The organism is Megasphaera intestinihominis (assembly GCF_040096415.1).
In the GTDB taxonomy this organism is placed as follows: Bacteria; Bacillota; Negativicutes; order Veillonellales; family Megasphaeraceae; genus Megasphaera; species Megasphaera intestinihominis.
This window is the reverse complement of sequence record NZ_JBBMEU010000047.1, coordinates 1-16,501: the sequence shown is the minus strand read 5'-3', so window position 1 is coordinate 16,501 and position 16,501 is coordinate 1. Positions and strand designations below refer to the sequence as shown.

At 56.6% G+C, this 16,501-nt stretch carries 16 protein-coding genes and 6 tRNA genes; all 22 read right to left on the bottom strand.

Annotation, left to right across the window (positions count from 1 at the left end):
* Positions 1 to 492 precede the first annotated feature (492 nt).
* Positions 493 to 1,917: an S-layer homology domain-containing protein gene (locus tag WMO23_RS08315; protein ID WP_292107930.1), complete on the bottom strand. Its 1,425-nt coding sequence runs from the start codon at positions 1,915 to 1,917 to the stop codon at positions 493 to 495.
* Between the two features lie 17 nt (positions 1,918 to 1,934).
* Complete coding sequence (locus tag WMO23_RS08310) at positions 1,935 to 2,714, bottom strand: HAD-IIB family hydrolase (protein ID WP_226885809.1); 780 nt, start codon at positions 2,712 to 2,714, stop codon at positions 1,935 to 1,937.
* Positions 2,715 to 2,725: 11 nt separating this feature from the next.
* Positions 2,726 to 3,910 carry an alpha-amylase family glycosyl hydrolase gene (locus WMO23_RS08305; RefSeq protein WP_349173764.1) on the bottom strand — a complete coding sequence of 395 codons (1,185 nt, stop codon included), beginning with the start codon at positions 3,908 to 3,910 and terminating at the stop codon, positions 2,726 to 2,728.
* Positions 3,877 to 4,596 (bottom strand): MurR/RpiR family transcriptional regulator, encoded by a 720-nt coding sequence (locus WMO23_RS08300; RefSeq protein WP_349173759.1) that lies wholly within the window; start codon positions 4,594 to 4,596, stop codon positions 3,877 to 3,879. Before WMO23_RS08300 ends, WMO23_RS08305 begins: the two co-directional genes overlap by 34 nt.
* Positions 4,597 to 4,801: 205 nt before the next feature.
* Complete coding sequence (locus WMO23_RS08295) at positions 4,802 to 6,037, bottom strand: hexokinase family protein (protein ID WP_020309589.1); 1,236 nt, start codon at positions 6,035 to 6,037, stop codon at positions 4,802 to 4,804.
* A gap of 216 nt (positions 6,038 to 6,253) precedes the next feature.
* Positions 6,254 to 6,329, bottom strand: a tRNA-Val gene (locus WMO23_RS08290).
* Positions 6,330 to 6,332: 3 nt separating this feature from the next.
* Positions 6,333 to 6,408, bottom strand: a tRNA-Glu gene (locus WMO23_RS08285).
* 15 nt (positions 6,409 to 6,423) lie between these two features.
* Positions 6,424 to 6,499 (bottom strand) — tRNA-Lys (locus WMO23_RS08280).
* Between the two features lie 4 nt (positions 6,500 to 6,503).
* Positions 6,504 to 6,578 (bottom strand) — tRNA-Gln (locus WMO23_RS08275).
* Positions 6,579 to 6,581: 3 nt separating this feature from the next.
* A tRNA-Asn gene (locus WMO23_RS08270) sits at positions 6,582 to 6,657 on the bottom strand.
* 5 nt (positions 6,658 to 6,662) lie between these two features.
* Positions 6,663 to 6,737 (bottom strand) — tRNA-Gly (locus WMO23_RS08265).
* 221 nt (positions 6,738 to 6,958) lie between these two features.
* A complete protein-coding gene (locus WMO23_RS08260; RefSeq protein WP_036201044.1) occupies positions 6,959 to 7,231 on the bottom strand; it encodes a TIGR04076 family protein in 273 nt (90 codons plus the stop codon).
* Positions 7,232 to 7,427: 196 nt separating this feature from the next.
* Positions 7,428 to 8,195, bottom strand: coding sequence for a TatD family hydrolase (locus WMO23_RS08255; protein ID WP_296820458.1), 768 nt, complete (start codon positions 8,193 to 8,195; stop codon positions 7,428 to 7,430).
* The gene (metG, locus tag WMO23_RS08250; protein WP_020724015.1) at positions 8,195 to 10,132 is read right to left on the bottom strand and encodes a methionine--tRNA ligase; all 1,938 of its coding nucleotides are present in this window, start codon (positions 10,130 to 10,132) and stop codon (positions 8,195 to 8,197) included. The genes WMO23_RS08255 and metG overlap by 1 nt, the downstream gene beginning before the upstream one ends.
* Positions 10,133 to 10,168: 36 nt before the next feature.
* Complete coding sequence (rsmI, locus tag WMO23_RS08245) at positions 10,169 to 11,014, bottom strand: 16S rRNA (cytidine(1402)-2'-O)-methyltransferase (RefSeq protein ID WP_302491482.1); 846 nt, start codon at positions 11,012 to 11,014, stop codon at positions 10,169 to 10,171.
* A gap of 15 nt (positions 11,015 to 11,029) precedes the next feature.
* The gene (locus WMO23_RS08240; RefSeq protein ID WP_020723719.1) at positions 11,030 to 11,764 is read right to left on the bottom strand and encodes a tRNA1(Val) (adenine(37)-N6)-methyltransferase; all 735 of its coding nucleotides are present in this window, start codon (positions 11,762 to 11,764) and stop codon (positions 11,030 to 11,032) included.
* Positions 11,754 to 12,599: a PSP1 domain-containing protein gene (locus tag WMO23_RS08235; RefSeq protein WP_020310970.1), complete on the bottom strand. Its 846-nt coding sequence runs from the start codon at positions 12,597 to 12,599 to the stop codon at positions 11,754 to 11,756. The genes WMO23_RS08240 and WMO23_RS08235 overlap by 11 nt, the downstream gene beginning before the upstream one ends.
* Complete coding sequence (locus tag WMO23_RS08230) at positions 12,596 to 13,588, bottom strand: DNA polymerase III subunit (RefSeq protein ID WP_239639658.1); 993 nt, start codon at positions 13,586 to 13,588, stop codon at positions 12,596 to 12,598. Before WMO23_RS08230 ends, WMO23_RS08235 begins: the two co-directional genes overlap by 4 nt.
* Before the next feature lie 54 nt (positions 13,589 to 13,642).
* Entirely contained in the window at positions 13,643 to 14,311 is a 669-nt protein-coding gene (locus tag WMO23_RS08225; protein ID WP_020310972.1) for a dTMP kinase, read from the bottom strand.
* Positions 14,301 to 15,770 (bottom strand): aminotransferase class I/II-fold pyridoxal phosphate-dependent enzyme, encoded by a 1,470-nt coding sequence (locus WMO23_RS08220; protein WP_020310973.1) that lies wholly within the window; start codon positions 15,768 to 15,770, stop codon positions 14,301 to 14,303. Before WMO23_RS08220 ends, WMO23_RS08225 begins: the two co-directional genes overlap by 11 nt.
* A gap of 8 nt (positions 15,771 to 15,778) precedes the next feature.
* Positions 15,779 to 16,234 carry an NUDIX hydrolase gene (locus tag WMO23_RS08215; protein WP_020310974.1) on the bottom strand — a complete coding sequence of 152 codons (456 nt, stop codon included), beginning with the start codon at positions 16,232 to 16,234 and terminating at the stop codon, positions 15,779 to 15,781.
* A 183-nt stretch (positions 16,235 to 16,417) separates the two neighbouring features.
* A partial coding sequence (locus WMO23_RS08210) for a zinc ribbon domain-containing protein (RefSeq protein WP_349173762.1) occupies positions 16,418 to 16,501 on the bottom strand: 84 nt, incomplete at its 5' end.

The following is a 16,501-nucleotide window of genomic DNA, read 5'->3' as shown; positions in this document are numbered from 1 at the left end:
CCCTTTAAAGTTGTTAGTGGCTAGTTGTTAGTTGTTAGCGGATGGGTTTAAATTTAAAGGTTTTCTCTGCAAACTACAAACTCTGTGCTACAAACTATAAAGTAAACAGGGCCTCGCATGCTGTCAGAAACATTCATGCGACAGTCCTATTTAATGGTTCGTGATTCGTAACTGCCTGCCATTATACCAGAACAGGCTGTGGCGAAATCACCCTAGCGGGCTCGCCACGTGCGAGCCCCTACGTGCGGCCGCTGGCCGTTTTTTGGGCGACCTGCGACCTGTGACCTGCGGCCTGCATTTATTTTTCATCGCCTGTATGCGATTCCGTAGGGGACGCCCAGATTTTTCTGGTCTGTCAATTGCAGGATAGTTCCCTGGACGGACAGTGGCTGCGGGCGGCCCGCTACGCGCTGAGGGTTTCCCGCAGCGTCGTTGTCAGTTTGAGTCTGTCGCGGCGCAGCCGCATCTGAGTCCGAGGAAAGGCCTTAAATTTTAGAAATGGAAATCCAGTTCAGTCCGGAAGAGATTACGGTCATATTCATCCGACGTACTCCAGTGGCGTTTCTGTTTGGAATACATCGTTTCCCAGATAATGTTTTTCCACGGGGCATAACGGACACCGGCAATCCAACCCTTGGTACCATACCAAGTGGAGTTCCATTCGTCATCCCCAGCGAGCCAGCCGTTTTTGCCGTATTTAATATAACGCAGATAAAGACCATAACTGCCAGGCTTTTTATAATCAGCATCTTTGTAATTCAAACGCAAAGCGATGCTGTTGTTCTGGAAATCGGCATCGGTCTTGGCATAGTCGGCAATAAAGCGCAAGTCTTTATTTATGTTCGTAGACATACTGAGGACATAGCCATAACTTCTTAGATTCTTTTCGCCGTAACCATATTTGGGCTTGATTTTATATTTATCATTGGAATCAGCATAGTAATAGTCAATATTGCCCGAATTATTAATTTCTCCTTTGTCCAGACTGCTCTTTGCATAGGCAAGATTGATATCCAAATTCTTAGCTACAGGTCCCCAAATTGCGGCACCATAGAGGCTTTCTTTGTTGCCATCCCCGGTTGAAGCAAACCAGAACCCACTGGCCGTCAAGTTCGTTCCTTTGATGGGGACACCGAATTGCAAACCATCGGTTTCATTGCCGACGAGGACATTCTGGAAGCCTAATCCGCGCCAGGCACGGCCTATATTAATCCAGCCCAGGCCATCTTTCTTACCTTCAACCCAGATTCTCTGCATATTGCCATCGTGGCCAGACCATGTTTTTTGACCAGTGTAATTATCTTTACCATAATTATTGATGCCGCCTTCATTAGCCCTCCGATGACCGTCATTATAATGGCGGTTCGTTTCGCTTTGGAACTTGACCGTCCAGTAATCGTTGACCTTAAAGTCGCCGCGCAAGTCCATGTAAAAACGATTGGTCTGTTTATCAATAGTGCCGGAGGTCGTATCTTTGTCATAATCGTACTGTGTACGCATGAAGCCATACAATTTGACTCGGTCGATTTTTTCCTTGTTTTCCTGGATATCCTTGGTATTCTGCTCGATCTGCTTGGTGTTCTTGGCGACTTGCTGCTGCAAGACGTTGATTTCGTCGGCATATTCGGCGTGCAGTTTTTCTAGGACCGTCTTGTCACCGAAGTTGCTGCCGCCTTTTTGCATGGCTTTGGCGACGATGCTGGCGACTTCGTAGCGGGTCATGGTGCGGCCGCCTTCAAAGGTGCTGTTGCCCATGCCTTCGATGACGCCTTCTTTTGCCAGGTAATCCAGGGCTTCATAGGACCAGTGGTCTTTGGGGACATCGGAGAAGCTGTCAGCCGATGCGGCCAGGGCCGTGCCGGCAGTGCCGAGAGTCACGGCAGCCAGGACAACCAGGGCTTTTTTATTCAAATCCATGGTAAGGACCTCTTTTCTTATAAATTATCTTCCAGCATGGCCCCTACGCTGTCATAGACTTTACGAGCCTGGTCCTGGATAGCCGGACGGGCCGTGGCGACGGTGTAGCCGTTATAGCCCAGGATCATGGGCAGGTCGTTGATTTCATCGCCAATAGCCAGGATGTCCGCACCGTCCCAGCCAAAGAGGGAGAGCGTGTGGGCAATTGCCTGTTGTTTACTGATATCGGAGGGAATGATGTCGACGGCACAGCGGTTGGGATAGGCATGAACGGTATCGCCGAAATGGGCGTTGACCTGTTCGCTCGCTGCCAGGGCATCGTCGGGATCGGTGAAGCCCAGGGAATACTGGTGAATCGTCTGGGGCAGATGGTCGATGTCATCTTCCGTTATCGGCACGATGGGATAGTCCCATTCTTTCGCTTCCCGCCAGACCCAGGTGCCCGGCAAATCATGGCAGAGATAGGTCCGGTCCTGCGAAGAGAAGGAGAAATGGAAGGACTTGCGGACCAGCTCCAGCTTGCTGACGGCCTTGAGGACGGCCGGTTCGATGCGGGCTTCCCAGAGGACGCGGTCCTGGTCATCGCTGATGAGGCCGCCGTTATTGCAGGCCAGGTAATCATATTCGACGCCATAGTGTTTGAGCTGGGGCATGAGCATGCCGTGGTCCCGTCCGGACACGACGCCGAATTTATGGCCTGCAGCCCGCCATCTGCGGATGGCTTCGGCATCGCGGGCCGTAATGATATCGTCGCGGAACAGGGTTCCGTCATAATCGCTGGCAGCAATTTTTAACATAATAATCCTCCTCATACACGATAGATGACGGCTTCGGCCGGGCGCAATCTTCCGGCTTTCTGGGCGTCGTAGTTGCCCAGAAGGACCGTTGCGCCTTCCGTCAGCGATGCGTCATAATCGATGGTTTCGTTGGTAAAATTGACCAGCGTCAATGTCGCCTGGTCGTCTAAGATACGCTTGAAAGCGTAAATGCGTTCATCATCAGCCAGCAGCTCTTCGTAGCGCCCTCGCTGCAGGATGGCTGCCGCTTCCCCCTGGAAGCGTTCGGCCTGGATGCGGCGGTAGTACCAGAGGACCGAATCAGCATCGTGTTCTTCGCTCTCAGCACAGCACTGCAGGTAATCGTCATGGACGGGCAGCCACGGCGTCCCCGTCGTAAAGCCGGCCTGGGCTGCCGTCGTCCACTGCATGGGCGTCCGGGCATTATCTCGGCTGTGGGCCTGGACGAGGTGCAGGGCCTCTGCCGGTGCAAAGCCTTCATCCAGGGCCAGCTGATACTGGCCGTGCGTCGAAATGTCATTGTAGTCTTCGATACGGGCAAAGGCCGTATTGGCCATGCCTAATTCCTGGCCTTCGTAAATGAAGGGCGTCCCGCGCAGGCTGAACAAGATGGTCGCCATGGCTTTGGCCGCCTTCTTCTTATCCGTCCCTTCGGGGAAATAACGGTTGACACAGCGTATCTGGTCGTGGTTCTCGAAGAAGATGGGATACCAGCCATTGGCTGCCGTCGCCTGCTGGCTGTCGGACAGGGCCTTCTTGAGCTTGGTCAGGGGCCATTTTTCAGCGCGGCACCAGACTTCATCGTCAGGAAATTCCAGGTTCACATGGCTGAACTCGAAGAGCATGCTGAAAGCCCCGTCCTTACCGACCCACTGGGGCAGGTCAGCCGGCGTGACGCCGTTGGCTTCGGCGACGGTGAAGATATCGTGGCCGTCGAAGACCTTCCGGCGGAATTCGTGGAGAAAGTCGAGGATGCCCGGCGTATTAGCGATCATCTTGTGGATGGACGACAGGCCGTCGGCGCCGTCGACGGGGCCGTCTGTGAAGACGGCCGGTTTCTTGATGTAGACGATGGCATCGATGCGGAAGCCGCCGACGCCTTTGGCTATCCAGAAATTGGCCGCATCATAGAGGGCCTGGCGGACGGCCGGATTTTCCCAATTCAAATCGGGCTGTTCGACGGCGAAGGTGTGCAGGTAATACTGCTGCCGTTCTTCGCACCACGTCCAGGCCGGGCCGGCGAGACGTAAAAATTGACCGTCGACAGCGACGCCAGGGTATTGTCGTGCAGGCGGGTAATGGAAATGAAGGGAATGTCCCGCAGTTTCAGGGCCTGGGCCAGTTCCTTAACGGCCGGCGATTCGCCGGAGAAGGAGACGATAATGAACAAGTCGTCTTTGGTCATGGTCCGGATGAGGTTGCGGAACTCTTCCCGTGCCGGTACGTCGTAGAGCATGACGTTATCGTAGAAAAAAAGACGCTTCAGCTCCTGGACGACGTTATTCTGGACGTAGCCCGACGCATAGGTGAAAATCCGGTTGGCTTCATGGACGAGGGCGCTGGCGCTATCGAAGTTACGGCTGCACAGCTTGTCCACGGTCTGTTCATAGAAGCGCTGGAGTTCGTCCATGACATTCGTATCATAGCAGGAAATTTCCGGTTCTTCCCGCTTGAGGAGCATCTTGAATTCACCGAAGCCGTCGAGGCCTAATTTCTGGGCAAAGCGGACAATCGTCGTCGTCGAGACGTGACAGGCCTTGGCCAGTTCATGGATCGAGCTGTGGCGGACAGCGGCGCGGTGCTGCAAGATGTACTTCCATATCCCCATATCCGTATTATTGAGCTGCTGACGATGGGCGTTGATGAGTTCGGCAAGTTGCATGGCTGGTTCCCCCTTCACGAAACAGGCCCCGGCGGAAAAATCCGCAGGGGCCGGGTCATAGTTTCATTATAAGGAATCCAGGGACGGACGTCAAGCTGGTGGGCGCTGTGCCGCACAGAAAAAGGCTGCCATTTTACTACAAACTACAAACTCAAAACTCCATAAGAAGCTGTCTGTATAGAATAGCACTTCCGCTGGCTGACTATTATCTACAAAGTGCCGCAGCGATGGCAGCGCCGACGGAGGCGCCGTTGCTGTTGGGGATGACGTGGATGCGCGTATTTTCGGTCGGAGCCATGCAGAAGACGCAGATGGCATCTTCGATGAGCGACGGAACGCCTTTGATCTTTTCGACCAGGCTGCCTTCGATGGCGATGGACTGTTCCGTAAAGCCCTTATCCTCTGCCAAGTGACTGAGAAGGCCGAAGCTGGCCGCCCCGATGAGCTGGGCTGCCCGGGCAAAGACGGCCCGGACCAGGGCACAGAGGCCTTCTTGCTCTTCTTCGCTGACGGCGAAACCGAGCAGTTCTTCTGCCGTCTGCTGGCCGGAAATGAGTTCGTTCATGTCGCGCGTCGTAAAATACGGGATGTCCCGTTTGAGGTATTCGCCAAAGACGACGCGGCAGACTTCGCTCAAATAGCGGCCGCCGATCATCTTTTCAAAGGGATGGTCGCCAGGCAGCTGAGACGCTTCATCGACGAGGCGGTCCCAGACCGTAGCCGGGCCGCCGTCGAAGCCGGCCGCTTCCAGGTTGACGATCATCTGCAGGGCCGGTTCATAATAGCACATGTTAAAGCCCGTGCCACAGACGATGCCGATGCGCGACGGGTTGTGCTGATAGACCGAAGAAAGGAGGGTCGCCGTCGTATCGTTGAGCAGGGCCACCGGTTCGATGCGGTCCAGGCCGGCCCGGACAAGGGCCTCTTTCAGCAGGCCATTGATGGACTGGCCGGCCACGCCGGGAACGGCGATTTCCTTGGACCAGGCGATGAGGCTGGCATCCTTGGCCGACGTCTGGTCGACGGCAAAGGAAAAGGTAAAGCCCAGTTTATAGTCGTGATTGCCGTCAGCCGCTTCCTTGACGATGGCGGCGATGAAGTCGAAGAGTTCGTCTGCCGTCTTCGACGAAGCCGTGTAGTCGTAGTCAGCGCATTTCAAGGGTTTGGCCACCTTGCTTTCTACGGCAAAGCCCTGTTCGCCCATGAGGCGGATGCGCGAAGCCCGGACGTTCGTGCCGCCGAAATCCAGGGCCAGGAAGGTCCCCGTTTCCCGTCCCGTCGGCAAGCCCAGATAGGTGCGCAGCGCCGAAAGGGAGCTCTCCTTCCCTTCCAGAGCGTCTTCGGCACTCTTCCGGAAGTGCTGTGCCAGTTCCCGCAGCTCTGCGCCGGATAACTGCAATGCCTGTCTCATTTTTTCCCAATTTTTTATCGTATCTGCCATGATCGTTGGCCTCCTGTCTGTACGCAAAAACATCTATATTCTCATGATAATGAAAAAAGGCCATAAAGACAACTCTTTTATGGCCTTTCGGTTCCGTAACACGACAATGGACGGTAGTACAAAATATGGATATTGGTACAGGCGCTGCGCGTAAAAATAAAAAGGAACCGTGCACGATGGTGAAGACCTTCATGCTCCAGTTCCTTGAATAGAGTTTGGTGGGCGATAACAGGATCGAACTGCTGACATCCTGCTTGTAAGGCAGGCGCTCTCCCAGCTGAGCTAATCGCCCAAGTGGTGACCCCTACGGGATTTGAACCCATGTTCTCGCCGTGAAAGGGCGATGTCTTAGACCGCTTGACCAAGGGGCCACATAATGTGGAATGTGGTGATCCACCCGAGATTCGAACTCGGGACACCCTGATTAAAAGTCAGGTGCTCTGCCAACTGAGCTAGTGGATCATAATGGCAGGGGTAGTAGGATTCGAACCTACGGATGACGGAGTCAGAGTCCGTTGCCTTACCGCTTGGCGACACCCCTGTATGGCTCCTCAAGTAGGACTCGAACCTACGACAAATCGGTTAACAGCCGATTGCTCTACCAACTGAGCTATTGAGGAATAAATGGAGCGGAAAACGAGACTCGAACTCGCGACCCCCACCTTGGCAAGGTGATGCTCTACCACTGAGCTACTTCCGCATGTGTGTTGTCTGTTTCAGAAGACTTGATTATAATACCAAATCCGAAGGATTCTGTCAAGGGATTTTTTGAGTATTAAGTTTGCAGTTTGTAGTTTTTAGTAAAGGCTTTTAAATTTAAAGCCATCTTCTACAAACTACAAACTCCGTACTACAAACTATAAAGAGAAAGGGGCCTCGCATAATGGCATGTGCCTTCGTGCGCCCCCTAACTCCTACCTGCTAATCGCTAATGATTTTAGCCTTGAAGACCAGGGCTACGTCGGCGTCGGAACAGCAGAATTCGGCTTCTCCTTCCGGCTGTCCCGGAAGCTGGCCGCCATAGCGCAGGATATCGACATAGGGAAAGGCACAGTGCAGGGCCATGGGACAGATTTTTCCCCGGTCCGTATCGTAATCAAAGGTTTCCCCGATGTGATGGCCGCGATGGCAGCCCATAGTCCCCAGTTTCCCCGTAATCGTAAGCTGGATAGCGGGACGTTTTCCTCGTGACATGGTGTTCTCCTTTGTGGATAAGTAAGCAGAAATTATCGCATTAAGCTATCGGCTTTCGTGCGGCAACTCTGTTTCACACTGTAGGGGTCGCCACGTGGGCGACCCGTTGGGCATTGGGTGACGCTCTCTCCAAGCTGGAAAATCGCTCATATTCCGGAGCGGGCTTGCCACGTGCAAGCCCCTACAAGATTGCAGGTTACGGAATCGCAAACAGCCGCTTGGCGTTTTCTGTGGTCGCCCGGGCCACTTCGGCGGCGTCTATGCCCCGCAGGGCGGCGATTTCTTCGGCGACGTAGTGGACATAGGCCGGTTCATTGCGCTGGCCGCGGTGGGCCTGGGGCGTCAAGTACGGGCAGTCCGTTTCGATGAGCATGCGGTCTAACGGCAAATGGGACGCGACGCGTTTGGCCCGTTTGGAATTGGGATAGGTCAAGGGCCCGTCAAAGCCGAAATAGAAGCCCATGCGCAGCAGTTCGTCCGTCATTTCCAGACTGCCTGAATAGCAGTGGAAGACGCCGCGGATGCCCTTGCCGTACTGGCGCAGGATGTCCAGCGTGTCGCCGTGGGCTTCGCGGTCATGGATGATGATGGGTACGTCGAGTTCCACAGCCAGTTTGACCATGTCGATGAAGACGGCCTGCTGGACATCCCGGGCCGGTTCAGGCCAGTGATAATCCAGGCCGACTTCGCCGACGGCGACGACTTTCTCTTCCGACTGTATCCATTGGCGCAGCTTGTCGACATCGCCGTCCTGGGCCTTGGCCGCTTCTTCGGGATGGATGCCGACGGCGGCATAAAGACCGTCGTGTTCCCTGGCCATGGCGATGCACTGGGCTGACGTTTCCATATCCGTCGCCGGGCAGATCATGAGGCCTACGCCGGCTGCGGCCGCCCGGTCGAACACGGCCGGATGGTCTTCAGCGTAAGCACCGTCATTGACGTGGCAATGGGTATCGAAGAGCATCAGCGGACCCGGCTTCCCGGTGCCATGCCGTCGACGAAAGCGACCTGCAGGTTATCGTTGCCATCGGAAGCAGCCAGGAGCATGCCTTTCGATTCAACACCGCAGAGCTTGACCGGTTTCAGGTTGGTGACGACGATGACGCAGTGGCCGATGAGGTCTTCCGGTTTATAGTACAGGGAAATACCGCTGACGATCTGGCGCGTTTCCGTACCGAGGTCGACTTGCAGTTTCAACAGTTTCTTGGCTTTAGGTACTTTTTCACAGGCTACGATTTTGCCGACGCGGAGGTCGATCTTGCTGAAATCGTCGATAGTGATTTCCGGCTTCGTCGGTTCCTGGGCAGCCGGGCAGGCCTGAGCGGCTTTCTTTTCTTCTTCCGCTTCGGCGACTTCTTCCTTCAAATCGTAGCGCGGGAAGAGGGCATGGCCTTTGCAGACCTTCGTATCAGCCGGATAACGGCCCCATTCCTGGGCAGCCGGCAGGTTGGCTTCGGCAAAGTCACCTAAGCCGAGCTGTTTCCACATTTCCGCTGCGCTGGCCGGGATGAAGGGGCTGACCAGGGTAGCGATGATGCGCTGGGCTTCGAGGAGATTGTACAAGACCGTCTGCAGGCGCTGGGCTTTGGCATCGTCTTTGGCCAGGACCCACGGCGTCGTTTCGTCGATGTATTTATTGCTGCGGCGGATGAGGGCCCAGACGTCGTTGATGGCATCGTTGATCTTCATGTCGTCCATGTAGGTTTCAAAACGTTTTGCCGTTTCCACAGCGCACGTTGCCAAATCGTCGTCGACCGGTTCTTTGACCGTCGGGCCGGCAGCGACGCCGCCTTCGTATTTTTCGACCATAGCCAGGGTACGCTGCAAGAGGTTGCCCAAGTCGTTGGCCAAATCGGAGTTGATGCGGTTGATGAACGACGGCAGGGAGAAGTTGCCGTCCTGGCCGAGGCGGATTTCCTTCAGGAGGTAGTAACGGAGCGCATCGGCGCCGTAGCGGTCGATGAGGGGGATCGGGTCGACGACGTTACCCAAAGATTTACTCATCTTCGTGCCGTCAACGATGAGCCAGCCATGACCGAAGACTTTCTTCGGCAGCGGCAGGCCGCAGCTCATGAGCATGATTGGCCAGATGATGCTGTGGAAGCGGACGATTTCCTTGCCGACCAGATGCAGGTCAGCGGGCCAGAATTTCTTGAATTTTTCCGGGTCATCGAGATAGCCGGCAGCCGTGACGTAGTTGACCAGGGCGTCGAACCAGACGTAGACGACGTGTTTCGGGTCCCAGGGGACCTTGATGCCCCAGTCGAAGGACGTACGGGAAACGCAGAGGTCTTCCAGGCCGCTCTTGACGAAGGAAATCATTTCGTTGCGCCGCGATTCCGGCTGGATGAAGTCCGGGTTTTCGTCGATGAATTTCAGCCAGCGGTCGGCGTATTTGTTCATCTTCAGGAAGTACGCTTCTTCCGAAACGAGTTCCAGCGGACGGCCGCAGTCCGGGCAGACGTGTTTGCCTTCGGGCAGCTTGTTTTCCGGCCAGAACGTTTCGCACGGCGTACAGTACCAGCCTTTGTATTCACCTTTATAGATATCGCCGTTGTCGTAGGACTTCTGCATCAAAGCCTGGACGACTTTTTCATGGCGTTTTTCTGTCGTGCGGATGAAGTCATCATTGGAAATGTTGAGTTTTTTCCAGAGCTGCTGGAAGAGGGCGACGATTTCGTCGACGTATTCAATCGGTTTGACGCCTTTTGCTTCGGCTGCACGCTGGATTTTCTGGCCGTGTTCATCCGAGCCGGTCAGGAAAAAGACGTCGTCGCCGCGCAGACGGTGGAACCGTGCCAGCGAGTCGGCAATAGTCGTGCAGTACGTGTGCCCGATGTGAAGTTTGGCACTTGGATAGTAAATAGGTGTTGTAATGTAATACTTTCTTTTTTCAGACATGGGATTTTCCTCCTATACCGGCAAATGAGCCGGATGTTATAAACTAAGCGCAGCCTGGTATACACTACGTTTAGGCACGCCGCACCGTCTGGCGACGGTCCGGATGGCCTCTTTCCTATCGACGCCCTGTTCCATCAGTTCCCGGACCAGGGACGCGTAATCGACGTCGCCTGAGGCAGCGGATTCGGCAGCAGGCGCCGCCCCTTCGACGAGGATGACGAATTCACCGCGCGTCCCCTGCTCAGCCAGGTCGGCCCGCAGCTGGCTGAGACTGCCGCGCAGGTACTGTTCATACCGCTTGGTCAGTTCCCGGCAGAGGACGGCCCGGCGGTCGCCCAGGACTTCGAGCATTTCGCCCAGGACCTGCTGGATGCGGTGAGGCGCTTCGTAAAAGATGAGCGTCCCTTCATAGGCTTTCACCGATTCCAGGACGGGCAGGCGGTGTTTCTGGGTCTTCGGCAGGAAGCCGACAAAGGTAAAGCGCGTCGTATCCATACCGGAGGCAATGAGCCCGGTCAGGCCGGCATTGGCGCCGGGCAGGGGTACGATGGGGATATCGGCTTCCAGGGCCAGGCGGACCATATCGCTGCCCGGGTCGCAGATGGCCGGCATGCCGGCATCGCTGACCAGGGCGATCATCAGGCCGTCTTTCAATTTTTCAATGAGCTGCGGCCCTTTTTCAGCTTTATTGTGTTCATGATAGCTGGTCAACGGCGTATCGATATCATACGCCAGGAGCAGCTGTTTCGTATGACGCGTATCTTCTGCCGCGATGAGGTCGGCTTCGCGGAGACAGCGGACCGTGCGGTACGTAATGTCTTCGAGATTGCCGATAGGCGTCGGGCAAAGATACAGCGTCCCTTTCTGAAAGATTTCCGGCATCATGTTCCTCCCTAGTTATCGTTTCCCGTATAATCGCAGGACGGCATCGCTGTAGCTGCCGTCGGGGTTGTGGACGATGAGCGGCGGCAGGACGTCCATGCCCTTGCTGCCGCCGCGGATGCCCTCGACGAGGAAGAGCTTGGCCTTCTTGTCAGGCCGGCCGTGGACCATCTGCAATACTTTCGGTTCGATATCTCGGGCGCGCATGGCCTCTAAAATATCGGCCAGTCGTTCCGTAATATGAACCATGCGGAAGCGGCCGTGATATTTCAAGGCGTATTTTACAGCATCGAGGACGTCGCCAAGGGTCGCCGTCTCTTCATGGCAGGCCCGGCGGATGCCGTCGACGTCGCTATAGGCACCGCGGCTCTTTTCCCGGTACGGCGGGTTGGCGTAGACTGCGGCAAAAGCGCCGCTCGCCGCCCACTCCCGGATGCGGCGGTAGTCGCCTTCGACGATGGTAATGCGGTCGTCCCGGCCATTGAGGGCGACGTTACGGCGGGCAATGTCGGCCATGACGGGATTGAATTCCACTGCCGTCAGCGCCTTGGCACCGCGGGCCGTCAGGATGAGAGGGATAGCCGCCGTCCCCGTCCCCAGGTCCAAAGCCGGTCCGTGAGGCACGGCACCGAAGTGGGCCAGAAGGACCGTATCCAGAGAAAAGCAGAACTGGTCATCGCGCTGAATGACTTTCATGCCGTCCAGGACCAGGTCGTCCAGCCGTTCGTGCGGGCCTAACTCAATGTTCATGTTCCGTTTCCCCTATGTCCGACCAGGGCACGTTGATGTTGTGTCCCGATTCGAGCTGGACTTTGACCGTATGGTCCTTCATGTGGACGCGCAGGACCGTGCCGACGCCTTCGTCGGTCATGACCCGTTTGCCCACAGCCGGCGGCTTCTGCTGTTCACAGCTCTTCTGCTGGCAGTTGCAGCACTTCAGCTCGCCCGACGTATAGAGCTGGTTTTCATAGCGCAGGCAGCACATGAGGCGGCCGCAGATCCCGGAAATCTTGGTCGGATTGAGGGACATGCCCTGGCCCTTGGCCATGCGGATGGAAACGGGCTTGAAATCGCCCAGGAACGTAGAGCAGCACAGGGGCCGGCCGCAGCAGCCGATGCCGCCGATCATCTTGGCTTCGTCGCGCAGGCCGATCTGGCGCAGTTCGATGCGCGTGCGGAAGACCGACGCCAGGTCGCGGACGAGTTCGCGGAAGTCGATGCGGCCGTCAGCCGTAAAGAAGAAGATAATCTTGCCCATGTCGAAGGTATAGTCGACGTCGATGAGTTTCATGGGCAGTTTGTGCTTGGCGATCTTCGCCAGGCAGATGCCGAAAGCTTTCTTTTCCCGTTCCTTGTTCTTTTCCACCTGGCGAATGTCCTTGGCCGTCGCCTTGCGAATGATCGGCTTCAGCGGCTGGACGACTTCCGACGAATCGGCACTGCGCGGCGCAATGACGACATGGCCGAATTCCATGCCCCGCGCCGTTTCGACGATGACGCCGTCATCCAGCTTGAGTTCGATAGTGGCGGGATCGAAATAATATATCTTTCCGGCAGGTTTAAAGCGTACACCTACAACGATCATTGAATTCCTCCTCTAAGCCGTATGGCCTGGAGGCATACATAGTCCCAGACCAGGCGGACGTTGACGTGACGCGAGACGGCTTCCAGCCCTTCATCGAGCACCCGGGAAAGGCCAAAGACGGCGTCATCCGTCCAATACGGCAGTAATTCTGTCATTTCATGGATATATCCTTTTAAACGTATATAGTCCCGGCCGGCACCGCTGCGCAGGACGGCCATGTCGCGGAGAAAAAGGCTGATCCAGCCGAGTATCTCCGTCGTTTCCCTATCCGTCAGCGCCGCGGACAGGGCCAGCCATTTGGCATAGGGACAGGCATGTTTCGCCGTAGTCGTCAAAAAATCCAGGGCGAAATGGGCCTTATCCGTCCCCTGGCCGTCGAGATAGGACAATACAGTCCGGACGATGCCGCCACCCCAGAGGATGGCTTCGTCCCAATTCCCGCCGTCGCCCCGCAGGCGCCGCAGTCCCTGGCGCATTTCGTCGTCGCCGACGGGGTCGAAGGTAAAGCGGGCACAGCGGGAAATGATGGTCGGCAGCAGCAAATCGGGCTGGTCCGTAATCAAGATGAAGCAGACGCCCGACGGCGGTTCTTCTAAAATCTTCAGCATGCGGTTGGCAAATTCTGTATTCATCGTCTCCACATGGTCGATGATACAGACCCGGCGGCGGCCGGTTTCGCCCTGCAGGGCCAGTTCGCCCTGGAGCTGGCGGAACTGGTCCACTTTCAGCATGGCCCCCATCGGCGCCAGATAGAAGGCATCGTCTTTATCGCCGGCTACGGCTTCGCCTTCGCGGCTGGCCAGGTCGGGAAAGACACGGCGTCCGACCAGGGCCGAGGCGACGGCGATGGCCATCAGGGTCTTGCCGATACCAGCCGGGCCGGCAAAAATCATGGCATGAGGGATGCGGTCTTCGTCGATGAGGCGGGCGAACTGTTCTTTCAGGCGGCTGTGGCCGATAATCGGATCAAACAGTGTCCTGTCCATCATGTCGCCCCCTTACGCCAATAAAATACCTTAACAATTAATTATAGAAAAAATCCCCTACAAAGTAAATAGGCAGCCATATAAGTCTTGATGGATGGCTTCAGGCGTGCGCATGGCCCCGCCTTCCGTGCAGGCAATGCGCTGCCAGTGATAGCGTTGGGCCAGCTCATCATAAGCGGCGTGGCATTTGGCCAGGAAGCCTTCATTCTTTTCGTGGATATCGCCGGTCTGGCCGCCGGTCTTGCCCGTCCGGTCCGCCATGAGCCGCTCCGTGACAGCCAGGGGGACGTCGAGGAGGAAGACCTTGTCCGGTGCCGGCAGGCCCATCTTGCGGAATTCAAAGTCCTCGAGCCAGGCCAGATAAGCCCGGCGCTGGGCCGGGTCGTCGATCTTGATCATCTGATAGAGCATGTTGCTCGTCGTATAGCGGTCGGCAATGACGATGCCGCCCTGTTCGTAGAAGGCTTTCCACTTCATCTGATACGACGCGAAGCGGTCGACGGCGAAGAAGGCCGACGCCGCATAGGGATTGACGGCATCAGCATCGCTGCCGAAGTCGCCGCGCAGGTACATCTTGACCAGGGCGCTGGAGTCGCTGTCATAGTCGGGGTAGCTGACGGACTTCACGTCATAGCCGTCGCGCTGCAAGTGTTCCGTCAGCAGGCGGGTCTGCGTCGCTTTGCCGCTGCCGTCACCACCTTCGATGATGAATAATTTACCTTTCATGGAAATCCTCCTTCAAGACGCGTATCGTCGCCAAGGTCCCGTCAGCCGGGCCGTTGGGCTTATAGCCGCCAGCCATCTTGCGGCGGATATAGTCCTGGCAGGCTGCCGTAATTTCTTCGCCTAAGGTCAGGACCGGGATGCCTGGCGGGTAAAAGGTCACATTTTCCGCAGCAATGCGGCCGCGTGCCTCATGGAAATGCACGACTTCTACGGGGCAGTTCCAGGCCTGACGCGGCGCCATGACGACGCGGGGCACGGGCAGGGCCTGTTCGGCCACCGGGCCGGCCTGGCAGAGGCTGCGCCCTTCGGCGATAGCCCGGCAGGCATCGACCAAAGCCTGCGCCGTTTCTTCCGTATCGCCCAAGGTGATCAGGGCCAGGACGTGATTGCCGGCGACGAGCTCGACTTCGATGCCCTGCTGGCGCAGGAGCCGTTCGGCTGTCACGCCGTCGAGACCGACGCCGGAAAAGTCGATGGTAATCTTCGTTTCATCGAAGCCGCTGACGACCTGTCCGTCGATGATGTCACGGCCAAAGACGGTCAAGCCGGGAATGGCGTTGATAGCGTCCCGCACGAATCGGGCCAGTCCCAGGGCCCGGCCGATGAGTTCCGGCCCTTCCAGGGCCAGCTGCTGGCGGGCGCTGTCCAGGGATGCCAGGAACCAGTAATGAGGACTCGTCGACTGGACGACGGCCATGGAGGCGGCGACGCAGTCCGACAGGGGAAAGCCCTGGCGGCAGTGCAGCATCGATGTCTGGGTCAGGGAGCCGGCCATCTTATGGGTACTCTGGGCCACGCAGTCGGCACCGCAGGCCAGGGCTTCGGCAGGCAGGTCCCGATGGAAGCCCAGATGGGCCCCATGGGCTTCATCGACGAGGACATAGAGGCCTTTTTCATGGGCATAGGCCGTGAGGGCCTTCAAGTTACCGGCGATGCCGTCGTAAGTCGGATAGGTGAAGACGACGGCCTTGGCCCGAGGATGGGCGGCGACAGCCCGCTTCAGACTGTCCAGGTCCGGTCCCAATGATACCTGACGGGCCGCATCGAAGCGGCTTTCCATATAGACCGGAACGGCGCCGCTCAGGACCAGGCCGTTGATGACGCTTTTGTGGGCTTCGCGGGGGATGATGAGCTCATCGCCATCGCCGCAGACAGCCAGGATCATGGCTTCGATGCAGGCCGTCGTGCCGTTGATGGAAAAGAAAGTCCGCCCGGCGCCATAGAGGTCGGCGGCCAGTTCCATGGCTCCCTTCAGCGCCCCTTCAGGCTGGAACAAGTCATCCAAAGCATACATGACGCCCAGGTCCCGCCGCAGGGCGTCGCCAAAGAGATTGGCCTGGTAGGCAGAAATGCCCTGTCCCAGTTTATGACCCGGTGTATGGTAGGCCTTCATGTGCTGCTGGCAATACCCTTCCAGTGCTTCGACGAAAGGCGCCTTTTGCTGCTTTTCTCTATCCATGGGCCACCTCATATAGCCGAAAGGAAGCCGCGCAGCAAGGCGTGGCTCTTTTCATAAGAGAACTGTTTCATCTGCTTCAGCGAGCGCTGCAGAGAGCCGTGCAGGCGGTACGACGGCAGTCCGGCCGGCGTGACCCAGCGGTAGGCCAGATGTTCTTCTGATAATGTAACGTTATCGGACGTGGTCATGGCCGTAAAGATGACACCATTCAGGAATTGGCCGTCTTTCTTCTGGTAACTCCAGATACCTGCCGGAGCCTCTAAGGTGATGGAAAGGCCCGTTTCTTCGCTGACTTCCCGGCGCAGGCCGGCTTCAAAATCTTCTGTAAAGCGCAGGCCGCCGCCAGGGAATTCCCAATGATGCAGCCCTTCGGCATCGTTCTTCTGCAACAGCAGCAGCTTCCCTTCATGAAAAATCATCGCTTTGACACTCAACCCCATCAATACATTTGCTTCTTGCGCCATAACCCCAATCTCCCATCTATACAAATTCATTGCAATAAATATAGTGAACGTACTCCCGCCTATAGAGGCGGGAGCTTCCTGCTTCAACGAGAACAGCGCTACTGACTCCAAAGAGTTGCGGCGGCTTACACTCTCTCCACAGGCGTAGATTCCCGTGCGCCCCACGGTATTTTATGGATTACGTCAGGCAGATATCCGCCTGGCTTCTTCTCGGATATTTATGGCTGCGTTTTTATCTCGGTTATGATGACTGCCACATTTAGGGCA